General features: G+C 56.1%; 17 protein-coding genes and 5 tRNA genes. 5 read left to right on the forward strand and 17 right to left on the reverse strand.

Going from position 1 to position 20,906, the window contains the following annotated elements; all coding sequences use genetic code 11:
* Positions 1 to 232: 232 nt before the first annotated feature.
* The 13 genes from ACR9WD_RS09245 to ACR9WD_RS09305 all read right to left on the reverse strand — a co-directional run bounded on the left by ACR9WD_RS09245 (position 233) and on the right by ACR9WD_RS09305 (position 10,356).
* Entirely contained in the window at positions 233 to 1,240 is a 1,008-nt protein-coding gene (locus tag ACR9WD_RS09245) for a trypsin-like serine peptidase (RefSeq protein WP_141355209.1), read from the reverse strand.
* A gap of 927 nt (positions 1,241 to 2,167) precedes the next feature.
* Positions 2,168 to 2,776 carry a mycothiol-dependent nitroreductase Rv2466c family protein gene (locus ACR9WD_RS09250; protein WP_434921983.1) on the reverse strand — a complete coding sequence of 203 codons (609 nt, stop codon included), beginning with the start codon at positions 2,774 to 2,776 and terminating at the stop codon, positions 2,168 to 2,170.
* A gap of 42 nt (positions 2,777 to 2,818) precedes the next feature.
* Complete coding sequence (gene clpX / locus ACR9WD_RS09255; RefSeq protein ID WP_038990813.1) at positions 2,819 to 4,111, reverse strand: ATP-dependent Clp protease ATP-binding subunit ClpX; 1,293 nt, start codon at positions 4,109 to 4,111, stop codon at positions 2,819 to 2,821.
* Positions 4,112 to 4,280: 169 nt separating this feature from the next.
* Positions 4,281 to 4,940, reverse strand: a complete 660-nt coding sequence (locus ACR9WD_RS09260; protein ID WP_038990812.1) for an ATP-dependent Clp protease proteolytic subunit — start codon at positions 4,938 to 4,940, stop codon at positions 4,281 to 4,283.
* Positions 4,941 to 4,987: 47 nt separating this feature from the next.
* Entirely contained in the window at positions 4,988 to 5,611 is a 624-nt protein-coding gene (locus ACR9WD_RS09265) for an ATP-dependent Clp protease proteolytic subunit (RefSeq protein ID WP_255209556.1), read from the reverse strand.
* Between the two features lie 223 nt (positions 5,612 to 5,834).
* Positions 5,835 to 7,166, reverse strand: a complete 1,332-nt coding sequence (tig, locus tag ACR9WD_RS09270; protein WP_038990810.1) for a trigger factor — start codon at positions 7,164 to 7,166, stop codon at positions 5,835 to 5,837.
* A gap of 86 nt (positions 7,167 to 7,252) precedes the next feature.
* Positions 7,253 to 7,327: transfer RNA gene (locus tag ACR9WD_RS09275), tRNA-Pro, on the reverse strand.
* A 156-nt stretch (positions 7,328 to 7,483) separates the two neighbouring features.
* Positions 7,484 to 7,558, reverse strand: a tRNA-Pro gene (locus ACR9WD_RS09280).
* A 142-nt stretch (positions 7,559 to 7,700) separates the two neighbouring features.
* A tRNA-Pro gene (locus tag ACR9WD_RS09285) sits at positions 7,701 to 7,775 on the reverse strand.
* 142 nt (positions 7,776 to 7,917) lie between these two features.
* Positions 7,918 to 7,992 (reverse strand) — tRNA-Pro (locus ACR9WD_RS09290).
* 662 nt (positions 7,993 to 8,654) lie between these two features.
* Positions 8,655 to 8,725 (reverse strand) — tRNA-Gly (locus ACR9WD_RS09295).
* Between the two features lie 186 nt (positions 8,726 to 8,911).
* Positions 8,912 to 9,880 (reverse strand): Fpg/Nei family DNA glycosylase, encoded by a 969-nt coding sequence (locus ACR9WD_RS09300; RefSeq protein WP_434921984.1) that lies wholly within the window; start codon positions 9,878 to 9,880, stop codon positions 8,912 to 8,914.
* A 2-nt stretch (positions 9,881 to 9,882) separates the two neighbouring features.
* Positions 9,883 to 10,356, reverse strand: coding sequence for a ribose-5-phosphate isomerase (locus ACR9WD_RS09305; protein WP_038990807.1), 474 nt, complete (start codon positions 10,354 to 10,356; stop codon positions 9,883 to 9,885).
* A gap of 289 nt (positions 10,357 to 10,645) precedes the next feature.
* On the opposite strand from ACR9WD_RS09305, the gene pepN reads away from it, so the two are divergent.
* The 3 genes from pepN to ACR9WD_RS09320 all read left to right on the forward strand — a co-directional run bounded on the left by pepN (position 10,646) and on the right by ACR9WD_RS09320 (position 14,287).
* Positions 10,646 to 13,201: an aminopeptidase N gene (gene pepN, locus ACR9WD_RS09310; protein WP_434921985.1), complete on the forward strand. Its 2,556-nt coding sequence runs from the start codon at positions 10,646 to 10,648 to the stop codon at positions 13,199 to 13,201.
* 78 nt (positions 13,202 to 13,279) lie between these two features.
* Positions 13,280 to 13,756 (forward strand): OsmC family protein, encoded by a 477-nt coding sequence (locus ACR9WD_RS09315; RefSeq protein ID WP_038990805.1) that lies wholly within the window; start codon positions 13,280 to 13,282, stop codon positions 13,754 to 13,756.
* A 12-nt stretch (positions 13,757 to 13,768) separates the two neighbouring features.
* Positions 13,769 to 14,287 (forward strand): globin, encoded by a 519-nt coding sequence (locus tag ACR9WD_RS09320; protein ID WP_302487377.1) that lies wholly within the window; start codon positions 13,769 to 13,771, stop codon positions 14,285 to 14,287.
* A 56-nt stretch (positions 14,288 to 14,343) separates the two neighbouring features.
* On the opposite strand, the gene ACR9WD_RS09325 is transcribed toward ACR9WD_RS09320, so the two are convergent.
* Positions 14,344 to 14,988 carry a hypothetical protein gene (locus ACR9WD_RS09325; protein WP_038990861.1) on the reverse strand — a complete coding sequence of 215 codons (645 nt, stop codon included), beginning with the start codon at positions 14,986 to 14,988 and terminating at the stop codon, positions 14,344 to 14,346.
* 189 nt (positions 14,989 to 15,177) lie between these two features.
* Here ACR9WD_RS09325 and ACR9WD_RS09330 point away from each other — a divergent pair, with 189 nt between their 5' ends.
* Positions 15,178 to 16,071 (forward strand): acyl-CoA thioesterase, encoded by an 894-nt coding sequence (locus tag ACR9WD_RS09330; RefSeq protein WP_038990804.1) that lies wholly within the window; start codon positions 15,178 to 15,180, stop codon positions 16,069 to 16,071.
* Positions 16,072 to 16,102: 31 nt separating this feature from the next.
* Here the strand turns inward: ACR9WD_RS09330 and ACR9WD_RS09335 are convergent, their stop codons facing one another.
* A complete protein-coding gene (locus ACR9WD_RS09335) occupies positions 16,103 to 17,839 on the reverse strand; it encodes an MOSC domain-containing protein (protein ID WP_254590035.1) in 1,737 nt (578 codons plus the stop codon).
* Positions 17,840 to 17,950: 111 nt separating this feature from the next.
* Positions 17,951 to 18,457, reverse strand: a complete 507-nt coding sequence (gene soxR, locus ACR9WD_RS09340; RefSeq protein ID WP_121866922.1) for a redox-sensitive transcriptional activator SoxR — start codon at positions 18,455 to 18,457, stop codon at positions 17,951 to 17,953.
* 133 nt (positions 18,458 to 18,590) lie between these two features.
* On the opposite strand from soxR, the gene ACR9WD_RS09345 reads away from it, so the two are divergent.
* Positions 18,591 to 19,097, forward strand: a complete 507-nt coding sequence (locus tag ACR9WD_RS09345; protein ID WP_073706114.1) for a flavin reductase family protein — start codon at positions 18,591 to 18,593, stop codon at positions 19,095 to 19,097.
* 68 nt (positions 19,098 to 19,165) lie between these two features.
* Here ACR9WD_RS09345 and ettA read toward each other — a convergent pair whose 3' ends face one another.
* Positions 19,166 to 20,848 carry an energy-dependent translational throttle protein EttA gene (ettA, locus tag ACR9WD_RS09350; RefSeq protein WP_038990800.1) on the reverse strand — a complete coding sequence of 561 codons (1,683 nt, stop codon included), beginning with the start codon at positions 20,846 to 20,848 and terminating at the stop codon, positions 19,166 to 19,168.
* Positions 20,849 to 20,906 lie beyond the last annotated feature (58 nt).

A 20,906-nucleotide genomic window follows, 5' to 3' on the forward strand; every position in this document is an offset into this window, starting at 1 on the left:
GACGATCCTTCTGCAGTGGAGATTCAAGGGTTTTTTCTATGGGACGAGCTGCGCGTCGACGTTGGTCGGTGAAGTATTTCAGCTGGTCTTCGGCGCTGTTCTCAAGACGATGCCTCTGGAGCGGAGTCTTGGACCGGTCAGCTGGCGAATCTCCATTGGCCATCATCTTTCCCTTCTGCTCCATGCCAACGGCTGGATCCCCATCAATGTCCAGCCGCCGGCGAGTGAGCGTTTAGTTCTGCGCGTTCTGGTAAGCCTGCTGGATCACCGAACCCCAGTATGGCCCGAACATGGTGTCGCGCACGGAGCTGTATCCGAAGCTGTTCACCGAGTTCTGGTAGCCGTCCGAACCGCTGCCCAGGAACCATGGTCCGCCCGAGGAGCCGCCGGTCATGTTGCATGGAATGCCCTGGGACTGCGACTGGCCAAAGGGATCGTCGCTCGCGTAGCCGGTGCATGACTGCAGGGTCTCGCCGTTGAATGGCGAGGCAGCTGGGTAGCCGTACGCGGTGTACTGCTCGCCGCGTGCCTGGTTGAATGCAACGCCGGATGCGCCGACGGCATCTGTCAGGGTCGAACCACCGCTCGTGCTGACGACTGCGAAGCCGGTGTCATAGGAGATGTCACCGCCGTTGGACCATTCGGTTGGCGCCACCAGCTCGGTCGCTGCGAAGGAGCCGTACGGTGCGTTGCCATTCTCATAGGCCGGGACGAATACCCAACGGGTGGCGAATGCGCCCGGTCCTTCGTTCAGGCAGTGCCCTGCAGTGGAGACGGTCGACTCATTGGCGGAGACCACAGCATTGCCGGAGCAGACATAGTCTGATCCACCAAGGGTGAAGAAGACCTTGCCGATGTGCGAGACCGGAGTTTCCTGGGTCGCGCGGGTCTTGCCACCCTTCTTCTGCGTCTGCTTGCCCGCGGCAACGTCAGCTCCATGGCCAGCCACCTTGGCAGGCTTGCCGATTTCGACCTTGGCGGCCGAGCCCGACTTTCCAGCAACGAGTGAATCTGCGTTCTTTGCGGCCTTCATCCGGTCTGCGGTCCAGTAGTCCACCGCAGCTTCAGCCTTCTGCTGAGAGATCGTGATCGACTCGATCTCTCCGCCCGTTGTCGTCGGCGTTGCCGAGGCCATTGGGGCCGCGCTAAGCATCAGTGCGCTCGCAAGGACTGCGGCGCCTGCCAGCTTGCGGCGCCCTCTGCCCTTGGATGAATCCGTAATTAGAGAACGAATTTGCACGATTTAACTCCTTGTCCAGTGGCTTCTTTGCCACTATCGATGGGGGTGCGGTTGCACTCGTGGGAAATAGTCAAACACACACTTCAAGCATTTTCTACAGGAATCTTTCCCTCCGTCGACCGTGTCGTGATTCGCCTGCGGCGCTCAATTTGTGAAGCGAAGTTAGCCTGGAACAGATACTTTAATTCGTCCGCGCACGTTGCCCGCTCCCGCGCTGATAGCCCAGCCAGATCAGCCGGTTTCGGCTCGACCCCAAAATTACTTGTGAATCAAATCACTATTGGATCTCCAGGATTCATCTTTCAACGGCAGGCCAGCAACCGCGAATATATGAAACGGAAACTTCGGTAACAGGTACTTTTCGGCAGTACGACGGCTGGGCAGAAGGAAAAAAATATGAGTTAATTAGATGTCGAAAATGGACTTATTCACGCGTCTGAGCACAACACGGAACCAACGCCTGGATCACCAGTGGCCTCCCTGCGACACCGCGTTCTGCGTTCGCAGGTCCCTGCAGGGGCATCTCGGGCTCACCACCAAGACGATGGGCGCATGGCCTAAGTCATCGGCCGTCCGCTACTTTTGGCGAGATCATCCCAAGCAATCCGTCGAACCTCGCGCGCCGATTACCTGAAGCATCCGTTAGCGAGCGCCGGCCAATGAGAATGGCTGCCGGGAATCATTTTCGCCGGCAATGTGTGAGCCAGTTTCCGCGCTCCACGAAGATCCGGTGAAATGATCGACGCAACCCCTCAGGACAGTGTGGCCAATTCTCCGCCGCACAAGGAGCACATCGGATGGATAACTGCATCAATCGAAGCGCGGAAGGTCGGTAGATCCACGCTGACGCTGCCGCTGAGTTCCCTGCTAAGCACAAAGGACGTTGTCTCTCCATGAGACAACGTCCTTCGGGAAATGAATTTTCGTTTAATCGAAAATTGGGCTTTCGGTGCGGGTACGCTTCATTTCAAAGAAGTATGGGAACGATGCGAGTTGCGCTGCCGCATCAAACATCTTGCCTGCATCTTCTCCGGTTGGAATGCGAGTGATAACCGGCCCGAAGAAGGCAACGCCGTCAACGGCGAGGATTGGTGTTCCGACATCCTGACCCACTTTGCCAATTCCAACCTCGTGGCTGGCACGCAAGGCCTCGTCATTGGCGTCGGTATCCGCCGCCTCAGCGAGGTCTGCTGGGAGTCCGACCTTCGCCAGGGCCTTGGAAATCACTTCCCCACGATCTTCGATCTTTTCGTAATGGAACAACTCGCCCATTGCCGTGTACAGGCTGTCTTTAACGTCATCGCCGTGCTCCTGGGCGGCACGGGTGATCACACGTACCGGTCCCCATGAGTTGTCCATCATCGCACGGTAGTCAGCGGGAAGATCCCGTCCTTCGTTAAGCATCGAAAGGCTCATGACATGCCAGGTCACATCGATGCTGCGAACCTTTTCTACCTCCTTGATCCAGCGGCTCGTCGCCCATGCGAATGGGCAGATTGGATCGAACCAGAAATCAACTTGCTGACGTTCAGCCATGAACTACCAACTTTCTTCCGAAAAAAATTTTATGGACGTGGTCTATGCAGACTTCTTGTCGCGCTTGGCGACCATCGCGTGCGACAGCAGCGTGGGCTCTTCGCGATCGATTACGGTGGCGCGAGTGATTACCACTTCAGCTACATCGTCGCGGCTTGGCAAATCGAACATCACACCGCCAAGGGTTTCTTCAAGAATCGAACGCAGGCCACGTGCGCCCGTCTCACGTGCAATAGCCAGTTCCGCGATGGCGTCGAGGGCCGACCGGTCGAAACTCAATGCTACGCCGTCCATCTGGAACATCTTCTGGTACTGCTTGAGCAGTGCATTCTTCGGCTCGGTCAGCACTCGAACCAACGCATCCTTGTCCAGGTGCTCCACCGTAGTGATCACCGGGAGGCGTCCAATGAATTCTGGAATCAGTCCGAACTTGAGCAGGTCCTCAGGCCGAACATCCGAATAGGAAGCAGTTTCGGACTTCAGCGCGGTCAGCGGGGCCCCAAAGCCAATGCCTTTCTGTCCTGCGCGAGAAGAAATGATCTCTTCCAAGCCTGCAAAGGCGCCGGCAACAATGAAAAGAATGTTGGTGGTATCGAGCTGAATGAAATCCTGATGCGGGTGCTTGCGGCCACCCTGAGGTGGCACGGCTGCAACTGTACCTTCAAGAATCTTCAGCAGTGCCTGCTGGACACCTTCGCCTGAAACATCGCGCGTGATCGAGGGGTTCTCGCTCTTGCGGGAAATCTTGTCGATCTCGTCAATGTAGATGATGCCGGTTTCAGCCTTCTTGACGTCATAATCGGCGGCCTGGAGGAGCTTGAGGAGAATGTTCTCCACGTCTTCTCCCACGTAGCCAGCTTCGGTAAGGCTCGTTGCGTCGGCGACTGCGAATGGAACATTCAGCTTCTTCGCCAACGACTGAGCCAGATAGGTTTTGCCGCATCCAGTAGGACCGATAAGCATGATGTTGGACTTCGAGACTTCCACATCATCCAGTGGGTCTTCGTTAGTCAGCGCAGCAACGGGACCGTGGTCCTGGTTGCCGTGGATGCGTTTGTAATGGTTGTAGACAGCGACCGAGAGCGCCCGCTTGGCGTTCTCTTGGCCGATGACGTATTCCTGCAGCGAATCAAAGATCTCGCGTGGCTTGGCCAGGGAGAACTCTTCATGCACCTGCTCTTCGGCAAACTCTTCGGCGATGATTTCGTTGCAGAGTTCGATGCATTCAGTACAAATGTAGACACCATGGCCTGCTATTAGCTTCTTAACCTGCTTCTGGCTCTTCCCGCAGAAAGAGCATTTCAACAGATCCGAGCCTTCACCCATGCGTCCCATCGCACCATTCTCCCGTTTACTTGAGTAGCTGTGGACTTACTCAATTCTAGGCTAGTTGTCCCCCAAATTAGATGAATATGGCGGTTTACCTGTGTTGCGCCCTATCTGCCTTTGGACAGACCGGCAACTAGGTAAACCGCCATTCATCCTGGATTATTCCACGTATTCGCTAGCTTCCCAGCTGGGCGCGGTTCAGCTTGCGAGGAGTCAATACCTCATCGACGATGCCGTAGGCCTTCGCTTCGCTCGCCGTCATGAACAGGTCGCGCTCCACGTCGTCGCGGACCTTCTCAACTTTCTGGCCGGAGTGGGACGCAATGGTCTCTTCCAGCCAGCTGCGCATGCGCATGACTTCCTCGGCCTGGATCTGCAGGTCGGTCGCGGTACCGCGTTCGCCGCCACCCATTGCTGGCTGGTGGATCAGCACGCGGGCGTTAGGCAGTGCTAAACGCTTGCCCGGGGTGCCAGCTGCGAGCAGTACTGCTGCTGCTGATGCCGCCTGGCCGAGGCAGACGGTCTGGACCTCTGGGCGGATGAACTGAATCGTGTCGTAGATTGCAGTCATCGCGGTGAAGGAACCACCTGGCGAGTTGATGTAAAGGGTGACGTCGCGCTCTGGGTCCATGGATTCCAGGACCAGCAGCTGGGCCATGACGTCGTCAGCCGATGCGTCATCGACCTGGGCGCCGAGGAAAATGATGCGATCCTCGAACAGCTTTGCGTAAGGGTCCTGGCGCTTGAAACCGTATGGGGTGCGCTCTTCGAACTGTGGCAGGATGTAGCGGGCCGACGGCATCTGGCCGCTAACGGCTTCCGGATTGAAGTTCATGGTTTTCTCCTTGGACAAATCTTTGGGTATCAAGCGGTGCGGTACGACTACTTGTCGTCGTCGCCTACAACACCGGTGACCGAGCCTGCGTGGGTTGCGATCTGATCGAAGAAGCCGTACTTCAGGCCTTCTTCTGCGGTGAACCACTTATCACGCTGGTTGTCGATGAGGATCTGCTCCACGGTCTGACCGGTCTGTTCTGCAGTCAGCTCGCTCATGACCTTCTTCATGTGCATGATCAGTTCAGCCTGGATCTTGATGTCCGAGGCGGTACCGCCGATGCCGCCCGATGGCTGGTGCATCAGAATGCGTGCGTTCGGAGTGGCGAAACGCTTGCCTGGGGTGCCCGAGGACAGCAGGAACTGGCCCATCGATGCTGCCAGGCCGGTAGCTACGGTCACCACGTCATTCGGGATGAAGTTCATGGTGTCGTAGATGGCCATGCCAGCGGTGATCGAGCCGCCTGGCGAGTTGATGTACAGGTAGATGTCCTTCTCAGGATCCTCTGCCGAGAGCAGCAGCAACTGCGAGCAAATGGCATTCGCATTGTCGTCGCGGACGTCGGAGCCCAGCCAGATGATGCGCTCCTTGAGCAGGCGGTTGTAGATGTAGTCATCACGGCCGGCCGGCTCTGCGGCTGCCATAGTGGGAGTGCGCGAATCATTTGACATGTTCTCTACCTCTTCCAAACGTGTAGATCAGTTTCTGGAATCTCTGTTTCTAATCCCATAGCTGCAACTGGTTACTTTGAGATTACTTACTTCAAGGCGATCTTGGGCCGTTTCATGCCCCTGTTTCGCTCACGGCGCATGATGCACGCCTGAAGCGAACAAAAATGGCCATCGGCGGCTTGCGTTGAACAAGCGGCCGACGGCCATCAGAGTTTAGTGAAGACTACTTGGCTTCTTCGGTTTCAACCTCAGCTGCCTCTTCTTCACCGGCTGGCTTGACGAAGGAGGTCAGGTCAACTGCGGCACCGTTGGAATCAGTGACCGTAGCGAACTCGAGAACCTTTGCCAGTGCCTTGCGGCGGCGAACTTCGCCCATGAGCATCGGAACCTGGCCTGCGCCGTCCAGCATCTGTGCGAACTGGTTTGGCTCCATGCCGTATTGGCCTGCGGTCTGGACGATGTAGTCGATCAGCTCGGACTGCTCGACGCCAACTTCTTCAGCATCTGCAACTGCGTCCAGGATGATTTCGTTCTTGAAGGCACGCTCGGTGTTCTCGCGAACCTCTGCACGGTGCTCCTCGGTGTCGTGGCCCTCTTCGGAGTTCGGAGCGTTGAAGTGCTGCTCGATCTGCTCGTCGATAACCGAAGCAGGAACAGGGACCTCAACCAGCTCAACCAGCTTGTCCAGAACCAGCTCACGAGCCTCTACGCCCTGCTCGACGACCTTGCCCTCTGCGGCGTCCTTTGCCAGGTTCTCGCGCAGTTCGGCGATGGTGTCGAATTCCGAAGCCAGCTGAGCGAAGTCGTCGTTAGCTTCTGGCAGTTCACGCTGCTTCACAGCGTTGACTACGACCTTGACGGTTGCGGACTTGCCAGCGTGCTCGCCGCCAGCCAGGGTGGTTTCGAAGGTTGCGTCTTCGCCAGCGGACAGGCCGGTAACGGCTTCGTCCATGCCCTCAAGCATGTTGCCGGAACCGATCTGGTAGGACAGGCCCTGTGCGGAGTCGACTTCTTCGCCTTCAACGGAAGCAGTCAGGTCGATGGTTACGAAGGAGTCTGCAGCTGCTGGAGCTTCAACTTCCTTCAGGGTGCCGAAACGGCCGCGCAGGTCGTCGAGAGCCTTCTCGATGTCCTCGTCAGCAACTTCCTTGGCTTCAACAGAAACCTCGATGCCCTTGTAGTCCGGAAGTTCAACCTTCGGACGTACGTCTACCTCAAGGGTGAAGACCAGCTGGCCTTCGCCTTCCTTTTCGAGGGATGGCAGTTCGGTGATGTCTACCTCTGGGCGGGACAATGGGGTGAGTTCGTTCTCAACCATTGCCTTCTGGTAGTACTCGTTCAGACCTTCGTTAACAGCGGTCTCGATGACGTGGCCACGGCCGACGCGCTGGTCGATCAGCTTTGCAGGAACTTTACCCTTGCGGAAGCCGGGGATCTGGATCTGCTGAGCGATGGTCTTGTACGCCTCATCGACGCGGGGCTTCAGTTCCTCATAAGGAACTTCAACGGTCAGCTTAACCCGGGTCGGGTTGACGTTTTCGACGGCGCTCTTCACAGCGTTGTACTCCTGAGTTGTCTAATATTAGGTCTAATCTGCAAAAACCCCGCAACATGGTGGCGTTGCGGGGTTGTTCGACAGAGTCGGGGTGACAGGATTCGAACCTGCGACCTCACGCTCCCAAAGCGCGCGCTCTAGCCAAGCTGAGCTACACCCCGATTAGCAGTGAACAGTCTAACCCGAGTCATCCTGTATCCACTAATCGTTTGTGATGCTTACTAGTTACCTTTTGCGGTTCTTAGTGATCACAAGATCTAAATTATATTTAGCTCTCAATTTTCACGGGCTCCATCCGAAGATATCCACTCGCAAAGTCGGGGTGACAGGATTCGAACCTGCGACCTCACGCTCCCAAAGCGCGCGCTCTAGCCAAGCTGAGCTACACCCCGATTAGCCAGGAAGCTGCATCCTAGGATGACTGCTTCCAACTAACCGTGTTGCTTGAATAGTGAAGATTTCTCAATCGCCATTACTCACGAGACTTGATTTCTCAAATCTCAATTCCATGACCAGACTCCTCCAGTCATAAAGTCGGGGTGACAGGATTCGAACCTGCGACCTCACGCTCCCAAAGCGCGCGCTCTAGCCAAGCTGAGCTACACCCCGATTAGCCAGGAAGCTGCATCCTAGGATGACTGCTTCCAACTAACCGTGTTGCTTGAATAGTGAAGATTTCTCAATCGCCATTACTCACGAGACTTGATTTCTCAAATCTCAATTCCATGACCAGACTCCTCCAGTCATAAAGTCGGGGTGACAGGATTCGAACCTGCGACCTCACGCTCCCAAAGCGCGCGCTCTAGCCAAGCTGAGCTACACCCCGGTGAAGTTCAGAAGAAAGCTTGTTTCATCTGGACAAACCGCTTTGTAATCGGCTCGGGAATTTTTTGTTTCCCGTGCTGATCACAAGAAACTAAGTTACACGGGTTCGAACCAAAAGCAAAATCGAGGATTTTGCAAGTAGCACAATGACATCCGCGTAATTCCGCGGTTTTCCCCATTTCACCTGCCGGATTCGTTCCAGAAATCGCATATTCGTGAGTTGAATTACAAGTGTATTCTCAACCTCCGGAATCCTCGTTCCCGGGTCAACGGACACCGAGATCCCTCAAGGGAACCCACTGCCAGAGCCATAGGCATAGCCAAATCGATATTCCAGAGATTTGTGCACGTACGCTGCGCCTTCAAAAAAGCCGGCAGTAACCATGGGCAACTGCCGTGCACCGAGGCACGTTGGTGATTCCCGGTTCGCAATCTGGCAAACCGGCAAAATGCTCAAGCAATCGAAAGCGTATTTTAAGCAGTCGATGGATAACCTCGCCAGAAAAACCGCGAAGCAACATCCAGGGCCGATCATTTGGAGACGTCGATCGGATAAGGGCAGTCCGTTTAAAACAACCGGCACCTCAGAATAAAAAGTTTGGAAGAACCGATTTTCTGCCGGGTGTGCGAAAAGGTCCCGCACAGCGGAACCTTTTCAAACGGAGGGGATGACGGGAATCGAACCCGCGTCATTAGTTTGGAAGACTAAGGCTTTACCATTAAGCTACATCCCCATTTCGAAGCACCTGCGCTTCGAACAAGATTCAGTCTAGACCATAAAACTCTTGCTTTGCAAATCGAGGATTCCACGTCTCACTTGGGTCCTCTCCCCTAGCACCCGTACGAAGGACTGGCCGGCAAAACACGCCGATAAGTCGGAACGAAAAGAATTCCATCCGTCTCATCGTGGCACTTACCGACTAAGTCGAGTGTCGTTGACGAGGCCTCTTCTGACAGCGTGGGCACCAATACAACTTCCGAGCCGCGACTTCAGCCAGGGAAATCCGGGCCGAGCATTTACGGCACTGCATGCCTTGCCGTTGGTAAACGTAATACGCGTTGTCCGGCCAAATCACGCCCTGAGGGTCCCGGTCCTCGGGCAAGGTAGTAATGATCTTGCCATCGCGAACACCGTCTTCCATGACGGAGACGATGTCCCACCAAAGTTTCTTGGTTTTCTGAGCACTTAGCTCATTCGCTGGCAGCGCCGGAGAAATACGATTCCGGAATAACGCTTCGGCACGGTAAATGTTCCCAACGCCGGAGATGACAGACTGATTCATTAGCGCGACGCCGATGGGAGTCTTCGTCTTCAACAGATTGGCACGAAATTCTTTGCGCCCTGCTTCAAGCAATGTTTCGGAGTCCGCGATGTCCGCGTGGCCCTTGGCAGCTCTAAACCGAACCGCAGAACCAATCAATGGATCCGGCCCCAGCTTATTCAGGTGTGCTTGAACCCGGTCATGATCCAACACCTCGCACGCCGTCGGCCCACGCAAATCCGCCCAACCATGCTCGGAAACGACTCGTACCCGTACTGCGCCAACCGGCGCAGGCGGCCCGTTGTACGATTCAGCGTCGGAAGTGGTGCCTGTTTCGCTTTCGCCAATCTTCCGTGGCGCACCGATCGACGAGGCACCAGTAAAGTGCTGATCGCCGCCGAAGCTGAAAGCACCATAGAGTCCTAAATGCACGCGAAGATACAAATCGTTGGAAAAACGGCAGAACAGTTGCTTGCCTTTGGCAAAGGCGTGCTCTAGCTGGTGGCCATCGATTCGTTCCGCATCAGAACTGAAACGGCCTTGCGGGGACGAGACGAGAACCGTTTGCCCGCCAAAGACATCGTCGAATTGGCGGGCAAGGCGGTGAAGGGAATGTCCTTCCGGCACGACTACTCGATGACCTCGCCGGTAGTCTCGTATGCTGCGATCTTGCTGATGCGGCGTACATGGCGTTCAGCTTCGCTGAATGGCTCCGCAAGGAAGGCCTCGATAAGTTCTGCTGCTTCTTCCACCGAGTGCTGGCGCCCGCCTACAGCGATGACATTTGCATTGTTGTGTTCACGGGCGAGCTTGGCGGTGTCCAAGTTCCATGCCAGTGCAGCACGGATACCCTCGACCTTGTTAGCCGCAATCTGTTCGCCATTTCCCGATCCACCCAAAACGATGCCCAGCGCGTCCACGCCGGCACGCTGATCTTCGACGACCGCTAAGGCAGCGTTGATGCAGAACGCCGGGTAGTCATCCTCTGGGTCGTAAGACTTCGGCCCATGGTTGACCATTTCGTAGCCCTTGGCCGTCAGGTGCTTCACCAGGTAGTCGCTGAGCTCGAGTCCTGCATGGTCAGTGGCGATATGCACGCGCATAATCTATTGCCTCATTTACTTGGGAGGGGTCTTTTACTGTCCTATCTAGGATAGCGACCGCAGCACACACTCTCGCTACTTCGCAGCCTCACACCTTGGAGTATTAACCCAATAAGTCTTGCGCTCGTCCCAAAGCACGCAATTTACGGGAGTTATTGGAAAATTGAGTAAATTGTTCGGCCCAATGACTTGCGCAATGCCCCGTCGCAGGTGACACAATGGACAGATATTCAATATTCGTTTCACAACTTCCGCTGATGGATAACCATCACCAAGAATTGGAGAACCCATGCCAGGAATGAACCTCACTCGCGCGGAGGCCAGCGAACGCGCGAATCTGCTCAACGTTGACAGCTACGAGGTAAGCCTGGATCTCACTCAGGGTGAGCGCGTCTTTTCTTCAAAAACTATTGTTCGCTTCACCGCCACTGCCGGCGCGTCGACCTTCATTGATGCAGTCACCGATTCGGTACGCTCGATCAATCTCAACGGAGTAGAGCTGGACCCTGCCGAGCATTCCGATGGCATCCGCATTCAATTGCCGAACCTCGCTGCAGAAAACCTGCTGGTGATTGACGCAGACGCGCTGTACATGAACACCGGCGAGGGTCTGCATCGATTCGTTGACCCAGTGGACCAGGAGGTATACCTGTATACCCAGTTCGAGGTTGCGGACTGCCGGCGCATGTTTGCTGTCTTCGAACAACCCGATTTGAAAGCCACTTTCCAGTTCTCGGTAACCGCACCAAAATACTGGAACGTAGTCTCCAACGCACCTACTCCCGAGCCAATCGAAAACGGCGATTCCGCTACCTGGGACTTTGCGCCGACCCAGCGCATCTCCTGCTACATCACCGCCCTGATTGCTGGCCCCTACCAAGTGGCCCGCGATTCCTTGGTTTCCTCCAGCGGACGCACCATTGAGCTCGGCGTCTTCGCCCGCGCATCAATGATGCAATACCTGGACGTAGAGAACATCGTGACCATCACCCGACAGGGCTTCGAGTTCTATGAGAAGAACTTCGGCACTCCGTACCCGTTTGAGAAGTACGACCAGCTTTTCGTGCCGGAGTTCAACGCCGGAGCCATGGAGAACGCGGGAGCGGTGACCTTCCTCGAAGAATACGTCTTCCGGTCCCGGCCCACCGGCGCCATGGTGGAACGCCGCGCAATCACCATCCTGCACGAACTGGCCCACATGTGGTTCGGGGACCTGGTCACCATGAAGTGGTGGAACGATCTGTGGCTGAACGAATCATTCGCCGAGTTCATGTCCACGCTGGCCGCAGCGCAGAACACCGAGTTCACCAGTGCCTGGACCACCTTCAACACCTTGGAGAAGAACTGGGCCTACCGCCAGGACCAGCTGCCATCCACCCACCCAATCGTCGCCCCGATCAATGATCTGGAAGACGTCGAGGTCAATTTCGACGGCATCACCTACGCCAAGGGCGCTAGCGTTCTGCGACAGCTGGTAGCTTTCGTGGGCCAGGAAGAATTCATGTCAGGCGTGCGCGAGTACTTCTCCAAGCACGCCTGGTCAAACACCGAGCTGCCAGATCTGCTCAGGGAATTGGAAGCAGCCAGCGGCCGCGATCTGAGCGGTTGGGGCGCTCAATGGCTGGAAACTGCTGGAGTGAACACGCTCAAGGCGGAGATGGCTATCGATGAAGACGGTGCCATCACTTCCTTCGCCATCCGCCAGTCCGCAGTGGCGGAGTATCCGACCCTGCGCCAGCATCGTCTAGCCGTAGGCTTCTACTCGCTGGACGAGGCTGGCGTGCTGCAGCGAGTGCACCGCAAGGAACTTGATATCGATGGCGAACTCACCGAAGTTCCAGCGCTTGTAGGCCGGCAACGTCCAGATTTGGTCCTGCTCAACGACGATGACCTGACGTATGCCAAGATTCGCTTGGATGAAGTTTCCTTGGCTACTGCCACCGAGCATCTGAAGGACTTCGAAGAGTCGCTGCCCCGGACCTTGGTCTGGTCTGCGGCCTGGGATTCTGTGCGCGATGCCGAAGCGCCTGCGAGCACCTACGTCCAATTGCTGCTGAACAACATTGGCCACGAAGTAGATTCCACCGTGATCATGGTGCTGCTGCGCCAGCTGAACACATCACTGGACCTCTACGTCGCGCCCGAACACAGCGAAGAGCTTTCGGTTCAGGCTGCAGACCGTCTGTGGCAACTTGCCTCCGAGGCTGAATCCGGTTCGGACGCACAGCTGCAGTTCGTAAAGGCCTTTGCTCACCGCTCGCGCACCACCGCGCAGCTGGACCAGGTCAAAAGCCTGTTCGACGGCTCGGCAAGCTTGGCAGGCCTCGTAGTGGACACCGATTTGCGTTGGTCCTTGGCCATTGCGCTGAGTGCTGGCGGCTACATGAGCGATGCCGATCTCGACGCCGTTCTGGCCAACGACGATACCGCCAAGGGCAAGGCGTCGTGGTACACAGCGCGGGCTTCCCGACCCACTGCTGAATCGAAAGCAGAGGCATTCGCGGCTGCAACCGCAGCCACCCTGTCCAACGATCAGCAAAGCGCAGTTATTACCGGTTTCAACAACGTGCACGACAACACGCTGATCGCCGGCTACGCAGAGGAGTACTTCGGGTTGCTCGTCAATGCCTGGGAATCCTACTCCCACGAGATGGCCAAGCAGATCCTGCTGGGCTTCTACCCTAGCTCCAACGTTTCGGAGGAAACCTTGAAGCAGACGGATGAATTCCTGGAGTCCTTGGGCTCCAAGCACGCCGCGATGCGCCGATTGCTGGTGGAGTCGCGTGCCGACGTCGTCCGCGCGCTAGCCGCACGCAAGGCCGATGCGTTGGTTCCAGGAATCTAGGGTCGTTCAGGTGGTGGCTTCTTCCGCTCAATGCGGAAGTAGCCACCACCTTGTGGTTAAAAGTGGGAGAATGGATTCATGGACCTCTCGCAACATGAATACCGGGTGGGCCTCGAATGGACCGGCAATCGTGGAACCGGAACCGAAAGCTACCGAAGCTACGGTCGCGACCATGTATTGCGTGCATCGGGGTTGCCAGAATTGCCAGGCACCGCGGATCCAACCTTCCACGGGGATCGCGATCGCTGGAATCCAGAACAGCTTTTGCTAGCTGCCCTGAGCCAATGCCACATGCTCTCGTACCTCCATGTAGCAGTCACCCATGGCGTGAATGTGACCGCTTACACGGATGATGCCTATGGAACTTTGCGCCTTAACCGAGATAACAGCGGTGAGTTCACCCAGGTCATGCTGCGGCCCACAGTCCATCTTGCCGATGAATCCCAGCGCGAGCTTGCCGATTCGCTCCACGCCCAAGCAAACAAGGTTTGCTTCATCGCCCGGTCTGTCAACTTCCCGGTTCTCCACGAGCCGGTTGCCCCTAGCGCCTCCTGAGGAAATTTACGAATGACTGAAAACCAGCCCACGGCCTCCGACCGCAAGAAGGATCCCTTCAGCAATCCGTTGGTTCTAGGCCGCTCCAGCCAAGAGTTCTTGGATGCCGCAGAGGCACCGATTGATGTTGCCGACTTCCCGGGAACCTTTTATGCAGAAGTCGGCGGCCGTGAGGTATTCGCGCGGTTAACGAAGAATTTCTATAGTTCAGTTGCCGAAGATGCAGACTTCCGGCGGATGTATCCGGAAAAGGAACTTCATGCTGCACAGGTTCGACTCCAGCTGTTCCTGGAACAATACTGGGGCGGTCCAACGACTTTCTCCGAGCATCGTGGTCACCCGCGACTGCGCATGCGCCATGCCAACTACCCAGTGAACAGCCACTATCGTGACGTGTGGCTGGGCCACATGAATAAGGCTATCGACCAACTCGAGCTGCCGATGCTGCAAGCAGATACTTTGCGCGATTATTTTGAGCGCGCAGCCCACTCGCTGCTGAACACTCCGGACGGACACCAGAGCCTGCTCTAGAAAATATGGACTAGAACCGCCAAACGGCGAATTCTAGCCCATTTCTCTAATTCGGCTTAGACGAGCAGTGAAGCCTTGCGCACCAGGACGTGCCCTCGTTCGTTGCTCAGTCGAGTCCAGCTGCCGTTGCGAAGTACTCGGCACTGTCCGCCAGGAATCAAGAATCCCAGCGCATGCATGGCAAATGCAGCGCCCATCGGAATTTCCATTCCCACGTCTGGCACCTGTGTCGACCAGATTCGCTGGCGCACCTGCACTAGCACCGGCAATCCAGGGTTTTCGGGCAACGCCTGGGCCACGGCGTCGATGCCGCTTTGAGCTGAGGACGACAATGTGTCGTTCGCTACGGCCCCAGCGTCTTCCCAACCGGAAACGGGAACTGAGATCCCGGCCCATTTTGGATTCTCTTCAACCGGCGGGAGGGAGAATTCAACGGACGTCTCCCCCATGCGGGCAAGGCGATCTTGAATGGAAGCCAGAGAGTAACTGGCATTGACTTCCGCAGGCTGGGCCAGGCGATGCACGCGCATCCCGAGAATGGTGTAACCACCCTGCCCTAGATCAGCAGGGACAAGAATCGGTACATAGACTGCTAAAGCCGTCTTTCGGGCGACGAATTGGGCCGCGCCATCCTCAATCGTCTTCGCGCGGCTAATAAAGTTCGCTAAGTCGCTTACTGAATTGCTGTCGTCGAAATTCACTGCATCACTCGCCATACATTCATAATCTCACGTAGCCACAGCGATGTGCGGCGAGTTTGCTCATGGCGTGATATCGACCGAGGATACGTATAGTTTTCCTATGAGACCGAATTTCCATGAGAAAATGTTACTTTCAAGTAACATTGACCCTGGTTCAGTTCCATTAGCGCATGACGAGGAGCCCGCACAGTGACCGAAGACTTAGGCACCACCCAGATCCTGCTGGATCTATTGAACCTGGATGGAGAAGACCAGGCGCGCACAGATGAGGATATCTTCATCGGTCATACCCCTGCTCAGAATCGACCCCGCGTTTTCGGAGGACAGGTTCTAGCCCAGTCCATAATCGCTGCCACGCGCACCATCGAGCCGACCCGTGCCATCCATTCCCTGCACGGATACTTCTTGCGGCCGGGAGACCCGAACCAGACCATTACCTTCGGCGTACAGCGCTTGCGCGATGGCCGCTCATTCTCCGCTCGCAGAGTGCACGCTTACCAAAACGGCGAACCGATCTTGTCGATGATCACCTCGTTCCAAGAGCCTGCCATCGGCTTGGAGCATCATGATCCGATGCCCATCGATGTCCCAGAGCCGGAGTCGCTTCCGACGACAGCGGATCTCGTGGGCCACTTTGACCATCCGGTAGCCAAGGAATGGGCATTCGAACGGCCCTTCGACGTACGTCATGTTTCCGAACCGATTTATCTACCCGGCAATTCGAGCAAGATCGCCGATAGCGCGGTCTGGCTCCGCACTACGTCGGCAATGCCAGATGACTTGTCGCTTCACCGCGCAGCTTTGGCGTATGCCAGCGACTACATGTTGCTTGAACCCGCCCTGAGAGCCCATGGTGTGCCGTGGGTTCATCGCGGGTTGAGCATCGCCAGCCTCGACCACGCGATGTGGTGGCATCGAGATTTCCGTGTTGATGAATGGCTGCTCTACGTACTTCATTCTCCATCGGCGTCTTCAGCCCGTGGGCTTGGAACTGGAAAGTTCTACAACAAAGCCGGCGAGCTGGTCGCTACCGTCGCCCAAGAAGGCATGATTCGCCTGCCCGAGTTCTCGGACGGACACTAGTTACTTATCTGAAGCGCAGCGCCCGTGCAGTTCATGCTCCTAATTCAATGTCGCCCGCTGGCACAGCCATGCAGGTGAGGATCTGGTCTTGTTCCACGCGGGCGCTTGGCTCTAACGGGTACGAGACTCTGCCCCTCAGAAGCTTCACAGCGCACTCGCCGCACGAACCCGAACGGCAAAGGCTTGCAGGTTCAACGCCTTGATCTTCGAGTGCTTCGAGCAATACGCCGTCTTTGGCACTCCAAGTAAATGACCTTCGGCTGTCACGACAAGTGACCTCCGCGGATGGATAGTCCTCGAATAGCCTGTCCAGATCAGTAGTGGGCGAGGCGAAGACTTCACGGTGAATCTGCGAAGCCGGAATTCCCGCTCGTTCGCATGCCTCAAAAACCATACTGGTGAATTTTTCCGGTCCGCACACCACTACGCTGTCACAACCCTGTAGATACTGCGCCATCTCAGCAGGCCCGGGCCTGCCCTCAGTTGTGTCGATTCGGTTCAGGCAGATTGACGATTTCAGTTCAGAAGCCATCTGCTCCAAACGGGAGTACAGAGCGCTGGCTCTTCCACGTTCAACATGAATGATCCGCAACTTGCGGCTGTCATTGGCCGCGGCCGCATCGCCGAGCAACCCCAAGGCAGGGGTAATGCCAATGCCTCCGCTGACAATCGCGGTGCAGGCTCCCAGGACCTTGGTCGAGGTCAAGACCCCGTAAGGCCCCGAAACAAGAACTTGCTCGCCCTCATTCAATTGTGCGATTTTGCTTGAGGCTTCGCCCTGGACACGTACATCGATAGCAATCCTCGAGCCAGCCACGGATGTAATGGTGTAATTTCTCCACAGAGGGTCCGGCAGGTGAACCCTCAAGTGCATCCCGGCTTCATAGTGCCCGTCAATCCATCCGAAGGGATCCTCAAGCAGGAGTTCGACCACTCCGGCACCCAACTCCTGATTCCGCAATACGGTCATGAACCGTGGCGAAACCTTGGATGGCACGAGTTCTTCAGCTCCGGATGGATCGTCTTCTATTTGAATCTCAGCGCCAGTCTCCAAGACGCCTGGTTCCAAGACAGTTCCGTAAATGCCACAGTGGATATGGCCAAAGTAAGTCGCCAGCAAACGTGGTCCATTCGTATCCACTTCGGTCGACACCGGATTTACAGATGTCGCTGAGCAACGAGCGATCGACTTGGTGATAGCAATACGGACATCACCTATGCGCAGCACTTTTCCAATTAGCCCGTACTCGGCATAGGCCGGCACCCCCTCAATCAACAGGTTCCCCCGGTACCGGCGCGGATCCATGTGCACACCTGATACTCTCGATAGTTCCGCAACCGTATTTGGGTTAATGATCGAAATGCCAGACAGACGGGAGTCGAACATTCCTTGCGGGGCCGACACTAATTTCCGCGGAATAGGTCCCTGCGGTGGCAAGTATTTCGACAGGTACGCACGAGCAGCATCCATGTCAGCTTGGTTATTCACGTCAAAGCTGAGAGGCGCCGCACCGGTCGAAGCAGGGGCTGTCATGGTGATCAGCGGAGGCCGAGAATGGACCCGCCACTTTTGCAAGCTCTTGTTGTTCTTTAGGATCGTGAAGCTAAGGCAGCTCTCCCACTGGTCTTCGCGATGCATAATGGTGCCATTGCCAAAGGCAACACGACGGTCGCCTTCCAGACCGCTTCCTTTTCTCACGGCCGCCGAGTCAATTTTTTCGCCCGGCAACCCCTTAATAGGGAAACGGAATATTTGAGCAATCCTCATGGTGGCATTCTAGCTAGATCTGGGTTCATTGCGAGAATTCGGAACGGGTCGCATCGAAGTCAACCCCGCATTCATGGAAATTTCGAGCCAGCTTCAAGGCCTGGCCTGCTGCTATTCCGATTCGTTCGCAACAGCTCCAGGAGTTTCCAATCGCCGCGCTCCCGCGCCCTCATGCGCTAATTGGTCTTCCGGATTCAGCAGGCTGCAGGCCTGCATCGATAGGCAGCCGCATCCGATGCACCCCATAAGCCGATCTTCTAGTTCCTCAATAGCACGTCGCCGCGCTTCGAGAACTTTCTTCCACTCTTCAGTTGCCCGCAACCAATCGTTTTCTGTAGGGATTTTCCCCATAGGCACTGGCGCCAAGGCACGTTTGATGTCGCTGAGTGGAATACCTAATTTGCTGCCCACAGTGATCAAAGAGATCCGCCGCAACAGGTGGCGGGGAAAGCGTCGCTGATTTCCAGCCGTTCGTGTAGCCGCGATCAGGCCAATTTCTTCGTAGTAGTGCAGAGCGGACCTGGCCACGCCAGTGCGGTCACTGACTTGACCGATACTGAGCAGCTCTTGCCCGGGATATTCATTTGCACAATCGCCATGTTCCGCTGTGTGAAGCATCACCTGCCCCTTTCTTGACCTCAAGTTTACTTGAGGTCTTAGGGTAGAGGTATTCAAAGTTGTTGGCAAAGGCTCGGGCTTTTGCATCAGTTACTGGGGTTGGCACTCTAACTTCAGGCAAAGGAGGTACTCAGTGAGCGAATTATCAAGTGACTTCCGCACAGCCTTCCGTCACCACCCGGCTGGAGTAGCACTAATAACAGCAACCATCGACCAGGCATATTACGGCTTAACGATCTCTTCTCTGGCGTCGCTGTCAATCGATCCAGTTGCCGTTTCGTTTTCGCTGGCCAAAGAATCAGGAGCCGCCGGCGCCGTACTTGCTGCACAAAGCTTCGTCATCCACTTACTTGGAGAAGACCAGCAAGAGTTGGCTGGCAACTTTGCCCAGCCCGGTGCCCCGCGATTCACGCGTGATCAAAACTTCCGGATCCTCCCGACCGGTGAACCGCACTTTATTGAAGCACCGGTTGCCTTTCGGGCCAGCATTCATTCTTCGATCAGCATTGGAGGTTCCCGACTGATCGCGGCTGAAGTCCACGAAGTCCTCCACGGTCAACGGCTGCAGCAACACTTGGTCTACCAGGATCGAGAGTATCTGAAGCTCTCCGAATTGCGTGCTGCTTCCGCATCGAATTAACAGATGCGGGCCACACAGGGCATAAAATTAGCCGCCACATTCGTGGCGGCTAATTTTATGCCCTGCTATTAATCACGGGTCAGGCGGCGATGGGTGACGCGGTGCGGCTTGGCCGCATCGGCGCCCAGTCGTTCAACCTTGTTGCTCTCGTAGGAGTCAAAGTTGCCCTCGAACCAGTACCAGTTCGCCGGATCTTCCTCAGTGCCCTCGTAGGCCAGGATGTGGGTCGCGACTCGGTCCAGGAACCAACGATCGTGCGAGACCACGACAGCGCAACCCGGGAACTCGAGCAATGCGTTTTCCAACGACGAAAGAGTTTCGACATCCAAGTCGTTAGTAGGCTCATCGAGCAGCAACAGATTGCCGCCCTGCTTAAGGGTCAAGGCCAGGTTGAGTCGGTTGCGCTCACCGCCGGAGAGCACACCTGCCTTCTTCTGCTGGTCTGGACCCTTAAAGCCGAAGGCCGAAACGTAAGCACGCGACGGCATCTCAACCTGTCCGACGTTGATGTAGTCAAGACCATCCGAGACTACTTCCCACAACGACTTCTCAGGGTCAATATTCTCGCGGTTCTGGTCGACGTAGGAGATCTTGACGGTGTCGCCGATCTTGAGCGTTCCGCCGTCAAGCTCTTCAAGTCCAACAATGGTCTTGAAGAGAGTCGACTTGCCAACACCGTTAGGACCGATGACACCAACGATGCCGTTACGAGGAAGAGAGAACGACAGGCCATCGATCAGCACACGATCGCCGAAGCCCTTCTTCAAGTTCTCGGCCTCGATGACTACCTGGCCAAGACGCGGGCCTGGTGGGATCTGAATTTCCTCGAAGTCCAGCTTGCGGGTGCGCTCGGCCTCCGCTGCCATTTCTTCGTATCGTGCCAAACGGGCCTTGGACTTGGTCTGACGGCCCTTGGCATTCGAACGAACCCATTCAAGCTCTTCTGCCAGGCGCTTAGCAAGCTTCTGGTCCTTCTTGCCCTGTACTTCCATGCGTTCGCGCTTCTTCTCCAGGTAAGTGGAGTAGTTGCCCTCGTATGGGTGCAGGCGACCACGATCAACTTCACAGATCCATTCGGCGACATGGTCCAGGAAGTAGCGGTCGTGGGTTACGGCCAATACGGCACCTGGGTACGATGCCAGGTGCTGTTCCAGCCACAGGACGGACTCGGCATCCAAGTGGTTAGTGGGCTCATCGAGCAGCAGCAGATCCGGCTTCTGCAGCAGAAGCTTGCACAATGCTACGCGTCGACGTTCACCACCGGAGAGATGGGTGACTTTCTCGTCGCCCGGTGGGCAGCGCAGGGCGTCCATTGCCTGCTCTAGCTGGTTGTCGATGTCCCATGCGTCGGCTGCGTCGATCGCTTCCTGCAGCTTCCCCATCTCTTCCAGGAGCGCGTCGAAATCGGCGCCTTCCTGAGCCATCTCTTCAGAGATCTCGTTGAATCGGGTGATCTTTTCGTAGATTTCTCCGACGCCTTCCTGGACGTTGCCCAGAACGGTCTTTTCTTCATTTAGTGGTGGTTCCTGCAGGAGGATGCCTACCGAGTAGCCGGGTGAAAGACGTGCTTCACCGTTCGACGGGGTATCGAGTCCCGCCATGATCTTCAGGATCGTTGACTTACCAGCGCCGTTTGGGCCCACGACACCAATTTTGGCACCGGGGAAGAACGACATGCTGACATTGTCAAGGATGACTTTGTCACCAACGGCCTTGCGGGCCTTGGTCATCGTGTAAATGAATTCCGCCATACCTTTAAGGCTAGTCGGTTACCGTGGTCATTTCCGAATCCACACACCACTATTTTGA

This window comes from Glutamicibacter sp. PAEs-4, assembly GCF_051161755.1.
Classification (GTDB): domain Bacteria; phylum Actinomycetota; class Actinomycetes; order Actinomycetales; family Micrococcaceae; genus Glutamicibacter; species Glutamicibacter nicotianae.

Bases quoted from the DNA above. Each gene is read 5' to 3' on its own strand.
- ACR9WD_RS09250 (WP_434921983.1), bottom strand. From the start codon at position 2,776: ATGGCTGAACGTCAGCAAGTTGATTTCTGGTTCGATCCAATCTGCCCA.
- clpX (WP_038990813.1), bottom strand. From the start codon at position 4,111: ATGGGACGCATGGGTGAAGGCTCGGATCTGTTGAAATGCTCTTTCTGC.
- ACR9WD_RS09260 (WP_038990812.1), bottom strand. From the start codon at position 4,940: ATGAACTTCAATCCGGAAGCCGTTAGCGGCCAGATGCCGTCGGCCCGC.
- ACR9WD_RS09265 (WP_255209556.1), bottom strand. From the start codon at position 5,611: ATGTCAAATGATTCGCGCACTCCCACTATGGCAGCCGCAGAGCCGGCC.
- ACR9WD_RS09305 (WP_038990807.1), bottom strand. From the start codon at position 10,356: ATGCGCGTGCATATCGCCACTGACCATGCAGGACTCGAGCTCAGCGAC.
- pepN (WP_434921985.1), top strand. From the start codon at position 10,646: ATGCCAGGAATGAACCTCACTCGCGCGGAGGCCAGCGAACGCGCGAAT.
- ACR9WD_RS09315 (WP_038990805.1), top strand. From the start codon at position 13,280: ATGGACCTCTCGCAACATGAATACCGGGTGGGCCTCGAATGGACCGGC.
- ACR9WD_RS09320 (WP_302487377.1), top strand. From the start codon at position 13,769: ATGACTGAAAACCAGCCCACGGCCTCCGACCGCAAGAAGGATCCCTTC.
- ACR9WD_RS09335 (WP_254590035.1), bottom strand. From the start codon at position 17,839: ATGAGGATTGCTCAAATATTCCGTTTCCCTATTAAGGGGTTGCCGGGC.
- soxR (WP_121866922.1), bottom strand. From the start codon at position 18,457: ATGCTTCACACAGCGGAACATGGCGATTGTGCAAATGAATATCCCGGG.
- ettA (WP_038990800.1), bottom strand. From the start codon at position 20,848: ATGGCGGAATTCATTTACACGATGACCAAGGCCCGCAAGGCCGTTGGT.